At 73.5% G+C, this 19574-nt stretch carries 18 protein-coding genes and 1 riboswitch; of the genes, 9 read left to right on the top strand and 9 right to left on the bottom strand.

From position 1 onward, the window contains the following. Positions 1–4 precede the first annotated feature (4 nt). Together ABT122_RS05390 and ABT122_RS05385 are read right to left on the bottom strand one after the other, a co-directional pair. Positions 5–1252, bottom strand: a complete 1248-nt coding sequence (locus ABT122_RS05390) for a GAF domain-containing protein (protein ID WP_351545668.1) — start codon at positions 1250–1252, stop codon at positions 5–7. Between the two features lie 316 nt (positions 1253–1568). Then, positions 1569–3203 carry an acyl-CoA dehydrogenase family protein gene (locus tag ABT122_RS05385; RefSeq protein WP_351545665.1) on the bottom strand — a complete coding sequence of 545 codons (1635 nt, stop codon included), beginning with the start codon at positions 3201–3203 and terminating at the stop codon, positions 1569–1571. Positions 3204–3220: 17 nt separating this feature from the next. Between ABT122_RS05385 and ABT122_RS05380 the strand changes: the two genes are divergently transcribed. After that, positions 3221–4411: a YihY/virulence factor BrkB family protein gene (locus ABT122_RS05380; protein WP_351545662.1), complete on the top strand. Its 1191-nt coding sequence runs from the start codon at positions 3221–3223 to the stop codon at positions 4409–4411. Positions 4412–4561: 150 nt separating this feature from the next. Beyond that, positions 4562–5245: a DUF6597 domain-containing transcriptional factor gene (locus ABT122_RS05375; protein WP_351545659.1), complete on the top strand. Its 684-nt coding sequence runs from the start codon at positions 4562–4564 to the stop codon at positions 5243–5245. Positions 5246–5254: 9 nt separating this feature from the next. Here ABT122_RS05375 and ABT122_RS05370 read toward each other — a convergent pair whose 3' ends face one another. The 3 genes from ABT122_RS05370 to ABT122_RS05360 form a co-directional block, all read right to left on the bottom strand. Next, positions 5255–5677 (bottom strand): VOC family protein, encoded by a 423-nt coding sequence (locus ABT122_RS05370; protein WP_351545656.1) that lies wholly within the window; start codon positions 5675–5677, stop codon positions 5255–5257. 83 nt (positions 5678–5760) lie between these two features. Continuing rightward, entirely contained in the window at positions 5761–6513 is a 753-nt protein-coding gene (locus tag ABT122_RS05365) for a CbtA family protein (RefSeq protein WP_351545653.1), read from the bottom strand. A gap of 12 nt (positions 6514–6525) precedes the next feature. After that, complete coding sequence (locus tag ABT122_RS05360) at positions 6526–6744, bottom strand: CbtB domain-containing protein (protein WP_351545650.1); 219 nt, start codon at positions 6742–6744, stop codon at positions 6526–6528. 52 nt (positions 6745–6796) lie between these two features. Next, positions 6797–6890, bottom strand: a riboswitch (adenosylcobalamin (AdoCbl) riboswitch). 59 nt (positions 6891–6949) lie between these two features. On the opposite strand from ABT122_RS05360, the gene ABT122_RS05355 reads away from it, so the two are divergent. Continuing rightward, positions 6950–7525 carry a histidine phosphatase family protein gene (locus ABT122_RS05355; RefSeq protein ID WP_351545647.1) on the top strand — a complete coding sequence of 192 codons (576 nt, stop codon included), beginning with the start codon at positions 6950–6952 and terminating at the stop codon, positions 7523–7525. Here the strand turns inward: ABT122_RS05355 and ABT122_RS05350 are convergent. The 4 genes from ABT122_RS05350 to ABT122_RS05335 all read right to left on the bottom strand — a co-directional run bounded on the left by ABT122_RS05350 (position 7512) and on the right by ABT122_RS05335 (position 14389). Next, positions 7512–8318, bottom strand: a complete 807-nt coding sequence (locus ABT122_RS05350; protein ID WP_351545644.1) for an aminotransferase class IV family protein — start codon at positions 8316–8318, stop codon at positions 7512–7514. The two genes, ABT122_RS05355 and ABT122_RS05350, sit on opposite strands and share 14 nt — an antisense overlap. 786 nt (positions 8319–9104) lie before the next feature. Beyond that, a complete protein-coding gene (locus ABT122_RS05345) occupies positions 9105–9893 on the bottom strand; it encodes a hypothetical protein (protein WP_351545642.1) in 789 nt (262 codons plus the stop codon). Next, positions 9890–12571, bottom strand: coding sequence for a SpoIIE family protein phosphatase (locus tag ABT122_RS05340; RefSeq protein ID WP_351545640.1), 2682 nt, complete (start codon positions 12569–12571; stop codon positions 9890–9892). Before ABT122_RS05340 ends, ABT122_RS05345 begins: the two co-directional genes overlap by 4 nt. Positions 12572–12712: 141 nt before the next feature. After that, positions 12713–14389, bottom strand: coding sequence for an FAD-dependent oxidoreductase (locus ABT122_RS05335; RefSeq protein ID WP_351545638.1), 1677 nt, complete (start codon positions 14387–14389; stop codon positions 12713–12715). A gap of 235 nt (positions 14390–14624) precedes the next feature. Here ABT122_RS05335 and ABT122_RS05330 point away from each other — a divergent pair, with 235 nt between their 5' ends. From ABT122_RS05330 to ABT122_RS05305, 6 genes are read left to right on the top strand one after another with little or no spacing between them, the layout of a single operon-like run. After that, complete coding sequence (locus ABT122_RS05330; protein ID WP_351545635.1) at positions 14625–15749, top strand: SchA/CurD-like domain-containing protein; 1125 nt, start codon at positions 14625–14627, stop codon at positions 15747–15749. A 53-nt stretch (positions 15750–15802) separates the two neighbouring features. After that, positions 15803–16240, top strand: a complete 438-nt coding sequence (locus ABT122_RS05325; protein WP_351545632.1) for a cupin domain-containing protein — start codon at positions 15803–15805, stop codon at positions 16238–16240. Beyond that, positions 16237–17505, top strand: coding sequence for a beta-ketoacyl-[acyl-carrier-protein] synthase family protein (locus ABT122_RS05320; protein WP_351545630.1), 1269 nt, complete (start codon positions 16237–16239; stop codon positions 17503–17505). Before ABT122_RS05325 ends, ABT122_RS05320 begins: the two co-directional genes overlap by 4 nt. Further along, complete coding sequence (locus tag ABT122_RS05315; protein WP_351545627.1) at positions 17502–18827, top strand: ketosynthase chain-length factor; 1326 nt, start codon at positions 17502–17504, stop codon at positions 18825–18827. Before ABT122_RS05320 ends, ABT122_RS05315 begins: the two co-directional genes overlap by 4 nt. Continuing rightward, the gene (locus ABT122_RS05310) at positions 18824–19084 is read left to right on the top strand and encodes an acyl carrier protein (protein ID WP_351545624.1); all 261 of its coding nucleotides are present in this window, start codon (positions 18824–18826) and stop codon (positions 19082–19084) included. Before ABT122_RS05315 ends, ABT122_RS05310 begins: the two co-directional genes overlap by 4 nt. A gap of 1 nt (position 19085) precedes the next feature. After that, entirely contained in the window at positions 19086–19565 is a 480-nt protein-coding gene (locus ABT122_RS05305) for an SRPBCC family protein (RefSeq protein WP_351545621.1), read from the top strand. Positions 19566–19574: the final 9 nt, after the last annotated feature.

Below are 19574 nucleotides of genomic sequence, written 5' to 3'. Positions count from 1 at the left end.
CAGGTCAGGGAAGCACGCCGGGCCGCCCGGGCCACAGCCGGGGGATCACTTCCACCTCCACCCCGTCCGCGAACCGGTACGGGCGGCTGGCCAGCACCTGCGCCAGGTGCCGCCGCAGCCGGGACATCTCCGCGCGCACCGTGACCGTGCGGGTCGGATCGGCGAACAGATCCCGGGCCAGCTCGGCCGCGCTCCGCCCCTCCGGGTGCCGCGCCAGCGCGCCGAGCAGCTGGGCGTGGCGCGGACTCAGCTCCTGGGTCCAGCTCCCCGCCTCGCCGCGGACCGTCACCGACGCGAGCCGCGGGCGGCTCAGATCCAGCACCACCCGGGCGCCGGACCCCGCGGGCCGCCCCTCCTCCACCACCCGTACCAGCCAGCCGCCCGGCACCGGCTCCACCACGCACATCCCCAGCGACGGCAGCCACAGCGGCCCGCCCGGGGGCGACTTCGGCAGCGGCAGCCGCTCCGGCGGCGGCATCCCGATCACCGCCGCCGGCCATCCGTCGGCGTCCACCACCAGCGCCCGCCCGGTCAGCCGGGCCAGCAGCGGCCCCGCCACGCAGCGCAGCCGCTCCAGCGCGCGGAAGTGCTGCCTCCGCAGCTCCGCCTCGGTGAGCCGGGCCACCGACGTGACCAGGGCGAGGGTGGCCGGATGGAGGGTGGAGAGCGCGCCGCTGACATTGATCACCCCGATCAGCCGGCCGTCCCGGGGGTCGGTCACCGGCGCGCCCGAACAGGTCCAGCTGTGGTGCGCGGAGAGGAAGTGCTCGGCCGCGTGCACATGCAGCGGGCGCCCGGTGACCAGCGGGGTGCCCACCGCGTTGGTGCCGATGGACTCCTCGGTGAGATCGGCCCCCAGGACGAACCCGTGCGCGTCGGCCCTGCGCAGCACCGCCGCCTTCCCCTCGCGCCACAGCAGCCGCCCCTCGCTGTCGGCGACGACCACCACGTGCTGCGCGGCCTCGGCGATCGACACCAGGCCGTCCCTCGGCACCCGGAGCACCTCGCCCAGCGGTGAGCCGGAGCGGCGCCGCTCGACCTCGTCGAGGGGGAGCGGCGCCGCCGGGCGCTCCCGCTCGGGATCGACCCCGAGCCGCACCAGCCGCTGCCAGGACTCCCCGATCTCGGCCCGTGGCCCCACCGGGGGTCTGCGCCCGCCGAGCGTCGCCTCCCGCACCTTCTTGAGCAGTCCGGTGGACTCCGCCGTGTCCATGGCGGCGAGGGTGGCCAGGTCGATCGGTCTGGTCTGCACGCGGGGGTCCTCCTGCGCGGTGGTACGGGTGGTGCGGTACCGCACCGACACGGCTGCAACCCTCTGCAACCCTCGCGAATCGGTTCGCGGTGTCCGAAAGTGAACAGCGCGAGGGGTGGTGCCGTGTCGGCGCAGCACCACCCCGAGCATGATCATCTACGACGGGCAGCCATCACACCACGCCCGGCCGCCGGGCCGCTCGGGGCGGTCCTGCCCCACGTGACGCCCGTTTCCTCCTTTTCGGTTCCGTTCTGTCCAGCGCGTCACCCGGCGACTCGGGACGGCTCCGTCTCCGCCCGGGCCCCGCGCCGGCGGCTCACCCCACCGCCCGCGCCCGCTCCACCACCGCCCCCAGCGCCAGGGTGTGCGGCAGCGTCCCGAAGGCCGTGCCCCAGTCCCCGCCCAGCCGCGAACCGCAGAACGCGTCCGCCACCTCCGGCGGCGCCCAGCGCACCAGCAGCGACCCCTGGAGCACCAGCGCCATCCGTTCCACCAGCCGGCGCGCCCGCGCCTCCAGTCCGCTGAGATCGGCCAGCTCGGTCAGCAGCTCCCTGATCGCCCCGTCCAGCCGGTGATCCGCCCCGCGCGCCGCCCCGACCTCGGTCAGAAACGCGTTCAGCGCCCGCGGCTCGCGCTGGAGGGCCCGCAGCACGTCCAGCGCCTGCACATTGCCCGATCCCTCCCAGATCGAATTGAGCGGCGCCTCCCGCAGCAGCCGGGGCATCCCCGACTCCTCCACGTAGCCGTTGCCGCCCAGGCATTCGAGCGCCTCGCCCACCAGCGGCGTACACCGCTTGGTCACCCAGTACTTCGCGGCCGGCACCGCGAGACGCAGAAACGCCCGCTCGTCCTCCGTGTCCGCGTCGTACGCGGCGGCCAGCCGCAGCCCCAGCACGGTCGCCGCCTCCGACTCCAGCGCCAGATCGGCCAGCACATTGCGCATCAGCGGCTTGTCGAGGAGCGGCCCGCCGAACGCCTCCCGGTGGGCGCTGTGGTGGACGGCCTGCGCCACCGCCTGCCGCATCAGCGCGGCGGACCCGATCACACAGTCCAGCCGGGTCGCCGCCACCATGTCGATGATGGTGCGCACCCCGCGGCCCTCCTCCCCGACCCGGCGCGCCCAGGTGCCGTCGAACTCGACCTCGGCCGAGGCGTTGGAGCGGTTGCCCAGCTTGTCCTTGAGCCGCTGGATGCGGAAGACGTTCCGGGTTCCGTCCTCCAGCACCCGGGGCACCAGGAAGCAGGTCAGCCCGCCGGGCGCGCGGGCGAGCACCAGGAAGCCGTCCGACATGGGCGCCGAGCAGAACCACTTGTGGCCGGTCAGCACGTACTCCCCGGCGGCGTCCAGTGGCCGGGCGCCGGTGGTGTTCGTCCGGACGTCGCTGCCGCCCTGCTTCTCCGTCATCCCCATCCCGAGCAGATTCCCCGGCTTCGACGCGGGCTCCAGCAGCTCGCCCCCGTAGCCGTGGGAGGTCAGCCGGGGCTCCCAGGCCGCCGCCAGCCCCGGGTCGGTGCGCAGCGCGGGCACGGCGGCGTGGGTCATCGACAGCGGGCAGCCGTGCCCGGCCTCCGCCTGGGTCCACACCAGGAAGCCGGCGGCGCGCCGGACGTGCCCGGACGGCCGGCCCCAGGCGTCGGTCAGCCCCGCCCCCACGGCGTGGCCGAGCAGCCGGTGCCAGGACGGGTGGAAGTCCACCTCGTCGATCCGGACGCCGTACCGGTCGTGGGTGCGCAGCCGCGGCGGGTTCTCATTGGCCTCGGCGCCCCAGCGCTGTGCCTCGGCCGAACCGGCGGCACGGCCCAGCTCCGCCAGCTCGCCGTGCACCACCTTCGTCAGCTCCGGCGGAACATGCCGCTCCACGGCTTCGGTCAGGACCCGGTCCGCGGTGTAGACGTCGTACCCGACCAGCGGCGGAGCCTGGTTGGTCACTGTGTGGGTGCTAGCTGCCATGCCGATACGGTAAGGAGGTGCAGGCAGCAAATGAAACACCCGAGCGGCCATCGGGCCGTCTCCACCGGGCCCGAGTGCTCTACCGCAACGTCTCCAAACGGAAGATGGCGTGGCTGCTGCTGAAGGACACGGTCAATTCATGCATCGAATACCGCATTCTGGGCCTGGCGGCCGAGGCGGCGTTCTTCACGCTGCTCTCGCTGCCGCCGCTGATGCTGGGACTTCTCGGCCTGCTCGGCTACATGGACGACTGGACCAACACCACCACGGTCGCCTCGATCGAGGTGAACATCCTCAACGCGGTCGGCACCGTCCTGTCCGACCGGGGCGTCAACGACATCGCCCGGCCGCTGCTGGCGGATGTCACCCACGGCGGCCAGCCCGACATCATCTCCATCGGCTTCGCCATCGCGCTCTGGTCGGGGTCGCGGGCGGTGAATGTCTTCATCGACACGATCACCGTGATGTACGGGCTGGACGGCCGGCGCGGCATCGTCGCCACCCGGCTGCTGGCGTTTCTGCTCTACCTCATGGCCCTGCTGATCGGCGCGGTGGTGCTGCCGCTCGCGGTGGTGGGCCCCGACCGGGTGGTGGAGCTGATCCCCTGGGGCACCGAGGTCGTCACCGTCCTGTACTGGCCGCTGGTCAGTCTGCTCTCGATCGTCTTCCTGACCACGCTGTACCACGTCTCGGTGCCGGTGCGCTCGCCCTGGATCGAGGATGTGCCCGGGGCGCTGGTGGCCCTCGGGATGTGGGTGCTCGGCAGCTTCCTGCTGCGGATCTACCTCACGAGCCAGGTCGAGGGCCCCACCATCTACGGGTCGCTGGCGGCGCCGATCGCGGTCCTGCTGTGGATAGGGATCTCCGCCTTCGCGGTGCTCGTCGGGGCGGCGGTCAACGCGGCGATCGACCATGTCTGGCCCTCGGTGGCCACGGCGGCGGCCCGCGCGGACAACGAGCGCGCCCGCGCGGCCCAGGCCGCGCAGGTGCTGGCCAGGGCGCGAGCGGCACACATCTTCGAGGAGTTCGACGATGACGACGACGATGACGACGACTTCTACGACGGGGACGGCGGCACCGGCGACATGCCGTCCGAGTTCCCCGAGCGCTGGTCCCGCTTCCTCCCGCTCGACGATGTGAGGTCCCGCCTCCACACCGGCCGCGAACAGCCCCGCGCACGCCAGGAGAAACCGGGGCCGGGGGAGTGAACGGGCCGGGTGAGCCGCTCGGCTCGGGCCCCGGTCCCGCGCGCCGGGCGGCCGGCCCCGGGGGCGAGGAGGGGCTGCTCGGCGGGGCGCTCGGGCTGATCGGGGAGCTCGACCGGCGGCCGGGCGGCGGAAGCGGTTAGCCTCGGGCGCATGTACAGCGAACGGCCCGCGCGGCTCACGGGTGCCGTTGTCTGGCAGCAGCCGCACAGCGGGCCGCACCCCGTCCTCCCCGACGGGTGCATGGATCTGGTGTGGACCCCCGGGCGGCTGCTGGTCGCCGGGCCCGACACACGCGCCCACACCGGCGGGGAGGGCGCCCGGTACGCGGGGGTGCGCTTCGCTCCCGGGACCGCGCCCGCGCTCCTCGGCGTCCCCGCGCACGAGGTGCGCGATCAGCGGGTGGAGCTGGCCGACCTCTGGGGCGCGGCCGTGGCCCGCCGGCTCGCCGAGCGGATCGACGCGGCGGCCGACCCCGCCGCCGCGCTGGAGGAGCTGGTGCTCCGGACGGCCGCCGGCGCGCCGGACCCGCCGGACCCCGTACTGGAACGGATTGTCCGGCATCTGGACAGCGGGCAGACGGTCTCCGCCGCCGCCCGCGCCGTCGGCCTCGGCGCCCGGCAACTGCACCGCCGCTCGCTCCACGCCTTCGGCTACGGACCCAAGACCCTCGCCCGGGTGCTGCGGCTCCAGCGGGCCCTGGCCCTGGTGCGCCGGGGGGTGCCGTTCACGGCGGCAGCGCTCGCCGCGGGCTGCGCCGACCAGGCACACCTCGCCCGGGAGATGCGCGAGCTGGCCGGGACGACCCTCACCGCCTACACCGCGTCCCGCCCCTGAGGAGACGGCCTAGTCCTCGTCCGTGCCCGCGTCCGTGTCCGTGTCCGTGTCCGCGAACAGCGAGACACCGCAGCCGTCGGGGTCCAGCACCACCGCGTAGCGCTGCCCCCACACCGCGTCCCACGGTTCGAGATGGCTCCGGTACCCCGCGGCGACCAGCTCCGCGTGGACGGAGTCCACCTCGGCGGCGGTGTCGCAGCGGAAGGCGAGCCCCAGCCGCTCGCCCCCGGTGGGCCGGGTCCACCCGGGGTCGAAGGAGCGGATGGTCTCCTCGGTGTCCCAGAGCACCCGCACCCCACTGGGGAGCGTGGCCTCGGCGTGCGGGGCGGAGTCGGCGCCGGAGGGGACGTCCAGGCCGAGCCGGCGGTAGAAGGCGAGAGACGCGGCCATGTCGGAGGCGACGATGCCGATCGAGTCGAAGCGCGGAGTCATGCCCCCACCGTAGGCGGGCCCCGCGCCGCCGGTCTTGAAGGAATCGGACACCGGCGGGGGCTCCGCCGGTGTCCGTACGGTGGTCAGCGCGCCGTGGCCGCCGTCCGGCGGGCCCCGGAGCGCGCCCCGGGGGTGAGCAGCCGTTCGGCCAGATGGCCGAAGACCAGACCGAACACCGCCCACAGCGTCACCTGGATCGCCAGTGTCGCCAGCCGGAACTCCCAGACCACCGCGGCCGGGAAGTCCTTGGGTACCTCGTTGTACGAGGGCAGGAACGCGAACGCCAGTCCGGTGGCGGCCACGAACCCCGCCACCGCCGCCACCGTCGCGTTCCAGTTGCCCAGCCGGGGCGCGAGACGCCTCCCGGTGATCAGCGCCGCGAGCCCCAGCAGCACACTGACCACCACCATCAGGAAGTACACCGCCGTCCGCTCCCCGATGGTGCCCGGGTCGCCCACCGCCGGCGGGTTCGGCGGGTACTTCAGGAACGGCACCACATACAGCGTCAGCAGCCCGCCGAGGGCGACGAACGCGGCGGTGGCACGGGGGCCGAAGCTCCCGGCGCGGCCGATGGCGGCGCAGTGGGCGAGCGCGGCGATACCGCCGACCGCGACCCCGAAGACCAGCACACCGGTGGCGAGACCGGCCGTGGACTGCACGGCCCGGCTGACGAGTTCCTCGCCGCCGTGCCCATGGCTGTGGCTCTCCTCGAACGCGATCGCCGCGTCCACCGGCCCCTCACCGAGGAAGTACGCCACCACCAGGGCCACCGCCCCCGCGATCAGGCCCGCGAGCATGCCCCGTACCAGCAGGGCCCGTACGGATATGGAGTTCATCGCAGGCCGCCCTCAGTGGCAGGGGAAGCCGAGCAGATGGCGTCCGTCGTGGACCCATTCATGGACACCCTCGCCGGAGACGAGGGCGGTGGCGCCCTGCTCGGCGCCGACGAAGTAGAGGAGGATCAGCATGAGGATGCCGACGAAGGCCGCCCAGGGGGCGAGTTCCTTCCAGGAGACGGGGGTGACCGCCGGTGTGGCGGTGGGGGCGGGCACAGCGGATTGAGCCATGGCAGAACCTCCTGAGGGAGCACGCGTCCCGGTCGTGGTGCCTGGTGCCGCAGACGAGGGCGCGGGGTCTGACTTCCCGCGTCGGTGCGGGTACACAGTGGCGCGACCGTGCCGGATTCCCACCGGACTTCCATCACACTCTCGTCATGTCCACGCGACCGTACCGCTTGCGGGCGGGCACCGCTACGGCGCGGGGTGGCCGGAAATGACGGTACGGATGATGATGGTCGCGCCGGTGGCGACGGAGGCCCTCCGCGAGGCCCGCTTCGAGGCGGGCGAACCGCCGGACGAGGCCGGTCTGGTGAGCGCGCGGGCGGCGGCCGGAGGGCTGCCGAGGGCGGACCGGGCGGTGTCCGGGCCGTCGCCGCGCTGCCGGCTGACGGCCCGGGCGCTCGGGCTCGCCGCCCGGGAGGCGCCGGAGCTGGGCGAGTGGGACATGGGCCGCTGGCGCGGCCGGAGCCTCGCGGAGGTGAGCCGGGACGAGCCGGACGCGGTGGGGCACTGGCTCACCGACCCGTCGGCCGCGCCCCACGGAGGGGAGGCGCTGACCGCGCTGTGCGCCCGGGTCGGGGGCTGGCTGGACGCGCTGCCCCCGGATACCGGCCGGCTCGTCGCGGTGGTGGACCCGGCGGTGGCGCGCGCCGCGCTGGTTCACGCGCTCGGCCTGCCGCTGCCCGTCTTCTGGCGGCTGGACATCGCGCCGCTGACGCTCACCGAACTCAGCTCCCGGGCCGGGCGCTGGAATCTGCGCTGCGGCACCCGGCTCCTCAGAGAGCCGTGAGGGGTTCGGCGCCGTGGGCGCGGTGGAGCACCTCCAGGAAGTCCGGCGCGGCGGGCAGTGCCGCCGAGCCGATCCGGCGCACCGCCACGCCCGGGGTCCAGGAGTTCATCACCACCGCCCCCGACAGCCCCGGCAGATCGGCGGGGGTGACGTCCCGCACCTGCTGGGGGACGCCGAGGTGGGCCAGTTGCCGCCGGAGGATGCCCATGGTGGTCCCGGTCAGGATCGCGGCGCGGGGCCACACCACGGCGGTGCCGTCCCAGAAGGCGAGGTTCCAGATGGTGGCCTCGCTGAGCCGGCCGCGGCGGTCGACGAAGGCGGCGTCGTCGAAGCCCTCCGCGGCGGCCTGCCGCAGGAGATGGGTCTTGGCGACCTCGCCGACGTGCTTCACCGCCGGGAGGAAGCGCTCGTGCTCGACGGTGGTGAGGGTGAGCGGGCCGGCCGGGCCCGAGGAGGGGGGTGCGGTACGGACCAGTACCCCGGGTTCCACCTCGGGCCCGGCGACCGTGAACTCGCCCGCCGGGGAGAACACCGTGGCGGTCAGCGAGAGATCGCCGGGTCCGGCCGCGGCCACCGCGGCCCGGAGACGGGAGCGCACCCGCTCCTCGGGGAGCGCCCGCCCGAACAACACGACGGAGGCGGCGCGCAGCCGCTCCAGATGCAGATCGAGCCCGCGGACGCCGCCGTCGCGGACCTGCATGGCGGTGAAGTGGGCGTGGCCGGCGAAGGCGAGGGGGGAGAGGGCGGGGGTGGTGGTGGGGTGGCCGTTGAGGTGGACGACAGAAGGGGGCATGGGTGTCACTCCCGTGGTGAGCTGGCGGTTGCCCGTGCCCCGACGCTAAACCCTCACACCGATGTGAGAGTCAAACCCCCACCACCCACCCGTGATACCGGCCCCCGCGCCACGGTAGCCCGAGCAAACCCAGCCCGTCTGGGGGCACCTGCCAGAGGCAGCTCCGGGGGAGTTTGAGGACGGACCCTGTGCGACAGGTGCCCGCATCCCGCGGGCCACGGTCGGGGGCCGGCCCCCGGACCCCCGCTCCTCAATCGCCGGCGGGGCTGGGTGGTGCTGCTCAGTCACCGGTGGGGCTGGGTGGTGCTCCTCAATCGCCGGAGGGGCTGAGAGATCCAGCCCGTCCGGCGTTTGAGGACGGACCCTGGTCCACAGGTTCCCGCACTGTGCGGGCCACGGTCGGGGGCCGGCCCCCGGACCCCCGCGCCTCAATCGCCGGCGGGGCTGGGTGGTGCTGCTCAGTCACCGGCGGGGCTGGGTGGTGCTCCTCAATCGCCGGAGGGGCTGAGAGATCCAGCCCGTCCGGCGTTTGAGGACGGACCCTGTGCGACAGGTGCCCGCACTGTGCGGGCCCGGGTCGGGGGCCAGCCCCGGACCCCCGCGCCTCAATCGCCGGCGGGGCTGGGTGGTGCTGCTCAGTCACCGGTGGGGCTGGGTGGTGCTGCTCAGTCACCGGTGGGGCTGGGTGGTGCTGCTCAGCCGCCGGCGGGGCTGGGTGGTGCTGCCTCAGCCGCCGGTGGGGCTGAGGGGTGTGCCTCAAACGCCAGTGGGGCTGAGAGGGGTGCCTCAGACGGCGGAAGCGTTGGGGGGTGCGGCGTGGCCGTGGGCCAGGAGGGGGAGGGGTGGGGGGTAGGCCAGGGGGTCGAGGGGGACGTCCTCCTCGCACACAGGGGAGGCGCACTCGCAGGCGAAACGGGCCACCAGGCCCGCCCGGGGCGCCCACGCCCGTCCCAGGAACCCCCGGTACTGCTCCGCCACCACCCCGTTCGCGTACCGCAACAACCCCCGCCGCCCCTCCGCCGTCCGCACCCCCGACAACTCCCCCGCGAAGAACCCCTCCACCTCCGCCAGGGTCTCGGCCACCCCCCGCTCCCCGTCCACCCGCAGCACCGCGCCCCCGTACTCCTCCACCTCCGCCTCGATCACCCGCACCAGATGCCGGTAGAGCGCCAGCGGGCCCGGCTCCAGGCCGCGTTCCGCGAGGCGGCGGCGCTGGACCTCAGGGGTGGGCAGCAGCCACAGGGCGCGGGGTCCGGCGAACCGGGGGGTCACGGGGGTGCCCTCCACCACCGTCGGCGGCGACGGCGGCAGCGCCCGCACATCCTCCGCGATCATCGCGCCGCGCTCGTGGTGCAGCGACATCGCGAGCAACTCCTCCTCCGGCGCCGACCACCGCTCCTCCCGGGGAAGCGCCTCCCAGCGGATCGCCGCCCGGTGCCCCGCCGCGATGGCCCGGTCCCGGTGCTTCCAGGTGTGCGCGTCGGCGCCGTACCAGCGCAGACCGTGCCGCCGGGCCAGCAGCCTGGCCACCGTCGTCTTCCCCGCGCCGGGCGGCCCCCCGATCCACAGGCTCACTCCTCGTGCCCCGGGATCGGCTGCTCCGTCCAGATCACCTTCCCGTCCGGGGTGTAGCGCGTCCCCCACCGGTCCGCGAACTGCGCCACCAGGAACAGCCCCCGCCCGCCCTCGTCGGTGCTCGCCGCCTGCCGCAGATGCGGCGAGGTGCTGCTGTGGTCCGACACCTCGCAGATCAGCGTCCGGTCGCGGATCAGCCGCACCCGGATCGGCCCGATCGCGTAGCGGATCGCGTTGGTGACCAGCTCGCTGAGGATCAGCTCGGTCGTGAACGCCTCTTCTCCCAGATCCCATTCACCGAGCTTATGGGTGACCGCGTTCCGCACCTCGCCCACCGCCGACGGGTCCGACGCCACCTCCCACTCCGCCACCTCCGCCGTGCCCAGCACCCGGGTACGGCCCACCAGCAGCGCGATGTCGTCGCGCGGACGCTCGGGCAGCAGCGCGGCGAGCACGGCCTCGCAGGTCTCGTCGGGGGTGCGCTCCGGATGCCCCGCCACGGTCTCCCGCAGCAGCGCGAGCCCCTCGTCTATGTCGCGCTCCCGGTCCTCCACCAGACCGTCGGTGTACAGCACCAGACTGCTGTTCTCCGGCAGCTCCAGCTCCAGCGTCTCGAACGGCAGCCCGCCGAGGCCCAGCGGCGGCCCGCCGGGCACATCGGCGAAGACGGCCGTGCCGTCCGGGCGCAGCACCAGCGGCTGGTGGTGCCCCGCCCGGGCGACCGTGCAGCGCCCGGACGCCGGGTCGTAAATGGCGTACAGACAGGTCGCCCCCGTGACCTGGGACTCCCCGCCCGCCGTCTCCTCCGCGTCGATCCGGGCCACCAGCTCGTCGAGGTGCCACAGCAGTTCGTCGGGCGGCAGATCGAGGGTGGAGAAGTTGTGCACCGCCGTGCGGAGCCGGCCCATGGTGGCCGCGGCGTGCAGCCCGTGCCCCACCACATCGCCCACGACCAGCGCCACCCGCGCGCCCGGCAGCGGAATGATGTCGAACCAGTCGCCGCCCACCCCGCCGGCCCCGCCGAGCCCCGCCTGCGCGGGCCGGTAGCGGTAGGCGACATCCAGGGCGGTCTGCTCCGGCACCCCGCGCGGCAGCAGACTCCGCTGAAGCGTCACCGCCATGGTGTGCTCACGGTCGTAGCGGCGGGCGTTGTCCACGCTCACCGCCGCGCGGGCCACCAGCTCCTCGGCGAGGGACCTGTCCTCCTCCTCGAACGCCTCGGACGTCTCGGAGCGCCAGAAGATGGCCACCCCCAGGATCGCCCCGCGCGCCCGCAGCGGTACCGCGATCATCGAGTGGAAACCCGCCTCCACCAGCTTCTCCGCCCGCCCCTGCGCCTGCTGCTCCCACCCGGAGAACGCGCCCAGGTCCTGTTCGAGGATCGCCTCGCCCTGGTTGAGCCCCGCGCCCATCCGGGTGCTGCGGAGATAGCGGATCGTGGTGCCGAGACGGAAGTGGGCGGTCGCGTCGCCGGTCCCGGCGGCGGCGATCCGCCGCATGTCCGCGCCCGCGCCCGTCGCCGTCGGCTCCTCGCCGCGCAGCACCGACTCCACCAGGTCGACCGTGGCGTAGTCGCAGAACCGGCCGACGGCGAACTCCACCACCTCCTCGCAGGTGCGCACCACGTCCAGGGTGGTGCCGATCTCCGTACCGGCGTCGTACAGCAGCTTCAGCCGCCCCTGCGCGACCTCCGCCCGTCCGCTGACGGCCTGGAGTTCGGTGGTGTCCCGGAAGGTCGCCACACTGCCGAGCCTGCTGCCGTCCCGGCTGGTGGGGCGCTGGTTCACGGCCAGCAGCCGGTCGCCCACCTGGTGCACCTCGTCGGTGGCGGGATGGCCCGACGCCAGCAGCCGGGCGGTCGCCGGGTCGAGCCCCAGATCGCCGACGAGCCTGCCCTCCACCCTGGCCGGGAGCTTCAGCAGCCGGCGCGCCTCGTCGTTGGCGAGCAGCAGCCGCCCGTCGCCGCCGACGATCAGCACCCCCTCCCGGACGGCGTGCAGCACCGCGTCGTGGTGCTCGTACATCCGGGTCATCTCCTCCGGACCGAGCCCATGGGTCTGCCGCCGCAGCCGCCGGGTGACCAGCGCCGTACCGCCGGTGGTGACCAGCAGCACCACGGCCGCGGCGCCGAACAGCAGCGGGAACTGGTCCTCGACGGCCCCGCTGACCCGCTCCAGGGTCACCCCGGACGAGACCACCCCGATCACCGTGCCACCGCGGTCGAAGACCGGGACGACGGCCTGGACGAGCGGTCCGAGCCCGCTGGGCACCCGCTGGGTGGCCTCCTGTCCGGCGAGCGCCGGCCCGATGTCACCGACGAACTTCTCCCCGATCTCGTTCGGCAGCGGGCTGGTGTAGCGGATGCCGTCGGTGTTCATCACCACGATGAAGTCGACATGGGAGTCCTTGCGGGCGTCCTCGGCGCTCGGCTGGAGGATCGCCGTGGGGTCGCGGCTCTTGAGCGCCGCGTCCATCCCGGGGGAGTCGGCGAAGGTCCGGGCCACCGCGACCGACCGGTTGACGGCCTCCCGCTCGGTGTCCGCGTGCGACTGGAGGACGAGCGCGACGATGCTCGCGCCGACGAGCAACAGCACGATCGCCACTTGGAGGAGAAAGACCTGCCCGGCAACAGTCCGCATCCGCAGAACCGAGCGTGGGCGACCGTAACGTTCGGCCATGTCTTCTTTGTACACCTCCCGCACACGGTGGGCTATCCGCGCACGGTAGAACGCGGAGGTCACACGCGCGATGTCTTTGCGCAAATCTCCGTACGCGTGCGACCTCCGGAAGGCGCGTCCGCCGGGCCGTCCGGGGGCCGCTCAGTCCTGGTGCTGCCCCGACACGCCCAGCCGCAGCACCTGCGCCAGCGCCTCGGCCACCGCCTTCTCCGGGTCGAGCGCGCCACCCGCGGAGCGCCAGGCCACGAAGCCGTCCGGACGCACCAGCAGCGCGCCCTCGGCCGTCGTGCCGTGCGTCCCGGTCCAGTCGCAGCCCTCCTCCGGCACCAGCTCCGCCAGCGGCCCGTCCCCGATGGCGTACACGTCCAGCGGTACGGAGAGCCGCGCCGCGGCCTTGTGCGCGGCGTCGTGCCACACCGCGCCCTCCCCGCAGAGCAGAACGAGTGAGCGCTCGTACAGATCGAGGGTCGACATCCGTTCGCCCTGCCGGCGCACCCACAGATGCGGCGCGCGGGTGCCGGGCTCGCCCGTCAGCGACATCCGCTCCGGTACGACCGGACGCGCCGGGTCGACACCGACGACCGCGCCCCGGGGATAGCCGTACCCCAGGGCCACCGTCAGCACCCCGCCCTGCCGCCCGCCGGGCACCGCCGGGGCCTCGTAACCGGGGTGGCTGTGCTCCGCCGAACGGGCGGACGCCCGCTCACCCGTCGCCTTCGCCACCGGCTGCCGCTCCTCGCCGTAGCTGTCCAGCAGCGCCGCCCCGGCCCATCCGCGGAGCACCGCCGCCAGTTTCCAGGCCAGGTTGTGGGCGTCCTGGATGCCCGTGTTGGAGCCGAAGGCGCCGGTGGGGGACATCTCGTGGGCCGCGTCACCGGCGAGGAACACCCGTCCGACCGAGTACCGCCGGGCCACCCGTTCGGCGGCGTGCCAGGGCGCCTTGCCGGTGATCTCCACATCCAGCTCCGGAGCGCCCACCGCACGGCGGATGTGGTCCCGGCAGCGGTCGTCGGTGAAGTCCTCCAGCCGCTCGCCCCGCTCCGGGTGCCAGGGCGCGTGGAAGACCCAGCGCTCGGCGTTGTCCACCGGCAGCAGCGCCCCGTCGGCCCCCGGCGCGGTCAGATAGCAGACGATGAAGCGGCGGTCCCCGACGATGGAGACGAGCTGCCGCGAGGTGAACGTCAGGCTCACGTTGTGGAACAGCTCGCCGTTGCCGCTCTGGCCGATGCGCAACTGCTCGCGGACCGGGCTGCGCGGCCCGTCGGCGGCGACCAGATAGTCCGCCCGCACGGTGGTCCGCTCACCCGACGACCGCTCCTCGATCAGCGCCGTCACCCCCGTGGCGTCCTGCTCGAAGGAGAGCAGCTCGGTGCCGAACCGCAGATCGGCGCCCTCCTGCCGGGAACGGGCGGCGAGCACCGGCTCGATGTCGTTCTGGCTGCACAGACACCAGGTGGACGGGCTGATCCGGGCCAGTCCGCCGCCCGGGTCGATCTCCCGGAACAGCCACTCCTGGTCCTCGCCGGTCAGCGATCCGGCCTGGAGGATTCCATGGTTGCCGGCGAGGACGGCGGCGGCCTCGCGGATCTCCCGCTCCACCCCGGCGCGGCGGAACAGCTCCATCGACCGGACGTTGATCCCCCGTCCGCGCGGATGGGTGGAGGTGCCCGCGTGCTTCTCGGCCAGCAGATGTCCGATGCCGTGCCGGCTCAGGAACATCGAGGTGGACAGGCCCACCAGGGACCCGCCCACGATCAGGATCGGCACCCGGACATCTGGGGTCCCGGTGTTCTTGGCTCTCTCAGTGGTCCCATGCATGGAATCTGTGTGCCCGTCGCGACGGGCCTTCCCCCGCCCATTCACTCGCATGGTGCCCATCTCTCGCGCCACAGGTGGTACCGGACCACGATCGGTGCACGGGAGCGCCCCGCGCCAGGGGTGATCACGCGCACCGCGCGGCGGCCGACCACCGCCCCGCGGCGGATACCGGATGACGACTGACGACGGGCCATGTCCGTGGCGGCGGCGCGGTCGCGAAGGAGTGTGAACAGGGATGACCACCTTGTCGGAACGCATATCGCAGTCCGCCTTCGACGGGTCGAGGCTCCGGGTCGTACTGCTGCTGGATCTCTACGACGGGGCCCAGAAGCAGTTCCTGGAGGCGTACGAGCACATGCGCAACCATGTCGCCTCCGTACCCGGCCACATCAGCGACCAGCTCTGCCAGTCCATCGAGAACCCCTCCCAGTGGCTGATCACCAGCGAGTGGGAGAGCGCGCCGCCGTTCCTCGCCTGGGTGAACAGCGAGGAGCACGTGGAGACCGTCCTGCCGCTGCACAGCTGTGTGCGCGACACCAGGTCGCTGCGGTTCAGTGTGCTGCGCGAGACCGGCCAGGCCTTCAGCACCACCCCCGAGCAGCAGCCCAGGGGCGGCCTCCAGCCCTCCCCCCGGGTCGGCGACGGAGTGGTGCGCCACGCCCTGACCTTCACCGTCAAGCCCGGCAGCGAGAAGGCCGTGGCGAAGATCCTCGCCGGCTACACCTCGCCGTCCTCCCGGGTCGACGACCAGACCCGGCTGCGCCGCACCTCCCTCTTCATGCAGGGCAACCGGGTGGTGCGGGCCATCGAGGTCCAGGGCGACCTGATGGCCGCCCTGCGCCATGTCGCCCGGCAGCCCGAGGTACGGGCCGTGGAAGAGGCCATCAACCCCTATCTGGAGCAGGACCGGGACCTGGACGACGCCAACTCCGCCCGGCTCTTCTTCACCCGCGCCGCGCTCCCCGCGGTGCACCATGTCGCCGCCGAGGGGCCGGGACCCAACGATGTGAACCGGCACGCCCTGCTCTACCGGGCGAAGGAGGAGTGCGGCCTCGCGGTCGCCCGGCTGCTCTCCCGGCAGGACGAGGCGGCGGCCGAGGACCCGCACAACCCCATCGTCGGCAGCACGGTCTTCCAGCGCGACGACATCGTGGTCCGGCTCATCGACGTCAACGGCCCCCTCGACGACCACCCGGCGCTCGCGCTCGGTGTCCGGGGCCCCCGCAAGGCCGCCATCCTCGGCCGGCTGCTCATCGACGGGGACGCCATCGCCCGGGGCACCCAGGCCGACATCGCCCGCTCCGTCGCCGGCTCCGACATGCAGCTGATCACCGACCGGCTCGCGGCGCCCGAGTCCTGACCCGCGTACCCCCGCACCGCCAGGCCCACCGGGGCCAACTGGAGGAAAGCAGTATGACCACGCACAGCCCACGCATCGTGGACCTCAGCGAGACCCAGCCCAACACCCGGCGCGGCGGCGATCTGCGCGCCATGCTCACCCCCACGGCGGTCGGCGCCACCAGCGGCTTCATGGGCCTGGCCATCGTCCAGCCCGGTGAGCGCATCGGCGAGCACTACCACCCCTACTCGGAGGAGTTCGTCTATGTGGTCAGCGGGCTCCTGGAAGTGGATCTGGAGGGTGTCACCCACTCCATGCGCCCCGACCAGGGGCTGATGATCCCGCTGAATGTGCGCCACCGGTTCCGCAACGTCGGTGACACCGAGGCCCGGATGGTCTTCCACCTCGGCCCCCTCGCGCCCCGCCCCGAACTCGGCCATGTCGACACCGAGGGCACCGAACAGGCCTCGGCCCCCGGCGGTCCGCCGGAACGTTCCGGGGCAGTGTCGTGAACCGGCGGGTGGCGGTCACCGGGGTCGGCGTCGTCGCCCCCGGCGGTGTCGGCGCCCCGGCGTTCTGGGACCTGCTGGCGAACGGGCGCACCGCGACCCGCGGCATCACCCTCTTCGACCCGGAGGGGTTCCGCTCCCGGATCGCCGCCGAGGTCGACTTCGACCCCGCCGAGCACGGCCTCGCCCCCGAGGACACCGCCCGCTCGGACCGGTACATCCAATTCGCCCTGGTGGCGGCCCGGGAGGCGATACGGGACGCGGGGCTCGACCCCGAACGCGAGGACCCCTGGCGCATCGGTGTCTCCCTGGGCACCGCGGTCGGCGGCACCACCCGGCTGGAACACGACTATGTCGCCGTCTCCTCGGCCGGTGCCCGCTGGGACGTGGACCACCGCCCTGCCGGGGCCCACCTCCACCGCGCCTTCTCGCCCAGCACCCTCGCCTCCGCCGTCGCCGAGCAGATCGGCGCCCACGGACCCGTGCAGACCGTCTCCACCGGCTGCACCTCCGGCCTGGACGCCGTCGGCTACGCCTTCCACGCCATCGAGGAGGGCCGCGCCGACATCTGCGTCGCCGGCGCGTCGGACTCCCCGATATCCCCGATCACCGTGGCCTGCTTCGACGCCATCAAGGCCACCTCGCCCAACAACGACGACCCGGAGCACGCCTCCCGGCCGTTCGACGCCCACCGCGACGGGTTCGTCATGGGCGAGGGCGGTGCCGTCCTGGTCCTGGAGGAGCTGGAGCACGCCCGAGCCCGCGGTGCCACCGTGTACTGCGAGATCGGCGGCTACGCCACCTTCGGCAACGCCTACCACATGACCGGGCTGACCCCCGAGGGGCTGGAGATGGCCCGCGCCATCGACACCGCGCTCGCCCACGCCCGGCTCGACGGCACGAGGATCGACTACGTCAACGCGCACGGCTCGGGCACCAAGCAGAACGACCGCCACGAGACCGCCGCCGTGAAGCGCTCGCTCGGACAGCACGCCTACCGGACCCCGATGAGCTCCATCAAATCCATGGTGGGCCACTCCCTGGGCGCGATCGGGGCGATCGAGCTGGTGGCCTGTGTGCTGGCCATGGACCGGCAGACGGTGCCGCCGACGGCCAACTACGAGACCCCCGACCCCGAGTGCGACCTGGACTACGTACCGCGCACCGCCCGGTCCCGGAAGCTGCGCCATGTGCTCTCCGTCGGCAGCGGGTTCGGCGGATTCCAGTCAGCGGTCGTCATGAGCCGACTCAGTGGGAGGCCACGATGAGCACCACCCGAACCCGGCGCAGCCGCGACCCGAGCGGGAGCCCGGACCGCGGCGGCCGGCGGACCGTCATCACCGGGATCGGCGTCATCGCCCCCAACGGCATCGGCGCGGACGTCTTCTGGAAATCCACCCAGGAGGGCATCAGCGTCCTCGACCGGATCACCCGCGAGGGCTGTGAACACCTGCCGCTCCGCGTCGGCGGCGAGGTCCGCGACCTGGAGCCGGACACCCTGGTCGAGGACCGCTTCCTGGTCCAGACCGACCGGTTCACCCACTTCGCCATGGCCGCCGCCGATCTCGCCCTCGCGGACGCCCGGCTGGGCCGCGCCGACTACGAGGGCTCGCCCTTCGGCGTCGGGGTGGTCACCGCGTCGGGCTCCGGCGGCGGCGAGTTCGGCCAGCGCGAACTCCAGGCCCTGTGGGGCAACAGCCCCCGTTTCGTCGGCCCCTACCAGTCCATCGCCTGGTTCTACGCCGCCAGCACCGGCCAGATCTCCATCCGGGGCGGCTTCAAGGGGCCCTGCGGGGTGGTGTGCAGCGACGAGGCCGGCGGCCTCGACGCCTTCGCCCACGCCGCCGGGGCGATCCGGCGCGGCACCGACGCCGTCGTCGTCGGCTCCGCCGAGGCCCCCCTCGCGCCCTACTCGGTCGTCTGCCAGCTCGGCTACGAGGACCTGAGCACCAGCGAGGACCCCACCCGCGCCTACCGGCCCTTCACCACCGAGGCCTGCGGCTTCGTACCCGCCGAGGGCGGTGCGATGCTCGTGGTCGAGGAGGAGTCGGCGGCGCTGCGCCGGGGCGCCCGGCCGCGCGCCAGGATCGCCGGGCACGCGGCCACCTTCAGCGGCCCCTCCCGCTGGCAGGACTCCCGGGAGGGCCTCGCCCGGGCCATCCAGGGCGCCCTGAGGGAGGCGGACTGCGCGCCGGAGGAGATCGATGTGGTCTTCGCCGACGCCCTCGGTGTGCCCGAGGCCGACCGCGCCGAGGCGCTGGCGATCACCGACGCCCTGGGCCAGCACGGCCGGCGGGTGCCCGTCACCGCGCCCAAGACCGGCACCGGCCGGGCCTACTGCGGCGGGCCGGTGCTCGATGTGGCCGCCGCCGTCATGGCCATGGAGCACGGAGTCGTACCGCCCACGCCCAATGTCTTCGACGTCTGCCACGACATCGATGTCGTCACCGGCAAGGCCCGCCGGGCGCCGCTGCGCACGGCCCTGGTCCTCAGCCGGGGGCTCATGGGCTCCAACGCGGCACTCGTGCTGCGCAGCGCGGCCCCCGCGCCACCGCCCCGGAACCCCACCCGACAAGGAGAGAACGCATGACAGACGCAGTGACCCCGGAGGAACTGGCCGGACTGATGCGGCAGAACGCCGGCATCCCCGTCGATCCGGCCGAGCTGGCGGACCACCCGGACACCTCCTTCGAGGAGTACGGCCTGGACTCGCTCGGCCTGCTCGGCATCGTCGCCGCGCTGGAGAACCGGCACGGCACCCCGATGCCGCAGGACGCGGAGAAGTGCGCGACCCCGCGCGAGTTCCTCGACCTCGTGAACACGTCCCTGACCAAGAGCGGAGCCTGAAGTGCCCGGACACACCGAGAACGAGATCACCGTCAGAGCCCCCCTGGACGTCGTCTGGGACATCACCAACGACCTGGAGAACTGGCCCCAGCTCTTCAGCGAGTACGCCTCGGTCGAGGTGCTGGAGCGCAGGGGCGACACCACCACCTTCCGGCTGACCATGCACCCCGACGAGAACGGGAAGGTGTGGAGCTGGGTCTCCGAGCGCACCCCCGACCGGGAGAGCCGCACGGTGCGCGCCCGGCGGGTGGAGACCGGGCCGTTCCAGCACATGGACATCCACTGGGAGTTCTCCGAGGTGCCCGGCGGCACCCGGATGCACTGGCGGCAGGATTTCGCGATGAAGCCGGACGCCCCGGTCGACGACGACTGGATGACCGACAACATCAACCGCAACTCCAAGGTCCAGATGGCGCTGATCCGGGACAAGATCGAGCAGCGGGACCGGGAGCGCCGCGCGGCGGCCCCCGCCGCCGGCTGAGCGGGGAGG

The sequence above is a fragment of the Streptomyces sp. NPDC001985 genome, from assembly GCF_040296845.1.
Taxonomy (GTDB): domain Bacteria; phylum Actinomycetota; class Actinomycetes; order Streptomycetales; family Streptomycetaceae; genus Streptomyces.
Note: the sequence above shows the minus strand (reverse complement) of the source record. Positions and strands in the feature narration are given on the sequence as shown.

Excerpts from the sequence above, each read along its gene's own strand:
- ABT122_RS05355 (WP_351545647.1), top strand. The coding sequence starts at position 6,950 with ATGACGGTACGGATGATGATGGTCGCGCCGGTGGCGACGGAGGCCCTC.
- ABT122_RS05340 (WP_351545640.1), bottom strand. The coding sequence starts at position 12,571 with ATGGCCGAACGTTACGGTCGCCCACGCTCGGTTCTGCGGATGCGGACT.
- ABT122_RS05370 (WP_351545656.1), bottom strand. The coding sequence starts at position 5,677 with ATGACTCCGCGCTTCGACTCGATCGGCATCGTCGCCTCCGACATGGCC.
- ABT122_RS05350 (WP_351545644.1), bottom strand. The coding sequence starts at position 8,318 with ATGCCCCCTTCTGTCGTCCACCTCAACGGCCACCCCACCACCACCCCC.
- ABT122_RS05335 (WP_351545638.1), bottom strand. The coding sequence starts at position 14,389 with ATGCATGGGACCACTGAGAGAGCCAAGAACACCGGGACCCCAGATGTC.
- ABT122_RS05310 (WP_351545624.1), top strand. The coding sequence starts at position 18,824 with ATGACAGACGCAGTGACCCCGGAGGAACTGGCCGGACTGATGCGGCAG.
- ABT122_RS05315 (WP_351545627.1), top strand. The coding sequence starts at position 17,502 with ATGAGCACCACCCGAACCCGGCGCAGCCGCGACCCGAGCGGGAGCCCG.
- ABT122_RS05325 (WP_351545632.1), top strand. The coding sequence starts at position 15,803 with ATGACCACGCACAGCCCACGCATCGTGGACCTCAGCGAGACCCAGCCC.
- ABT122_RS05360 (WP_351545650.1), bottom strand. The coding sequence starts at position 6,744 with ATGGCTCAATCCGCTGTGCCCGCCCCCACCGCCACACCGGCGGTCACC.
- ABT122_RS05365 (WP_351545653.1), bottom strand. The coding sequence starts at position 6,513 with ATGAACTCCATATCCGTACGGGCCCTGCTGGTACGGGGCATGCTCGCG.
- ABT122_RS05375 (WP_351545659.1), top strand. The coding sequence starts at position 4,562 with ATGTACAGCGAACGGCCCGCGCGGCTCACGGGTGCCGTTGTCTGGCAG.
- ABT122_RS05385 (WP_351545665.1), bottom strand. The coding sequence starts at position 3,203 with ATGGCAGCTAGCACCCACACAGTGACCAACCAGGCTCCGCCGCTGGTC.
- ABT122_RS05330 (WP_351545635.1), top strand. The coding sequence starts at position 14,625 with ATGACCACCTTGTCGGAACGCATATCGCAGTCCGCCTTCGACGGGTCG.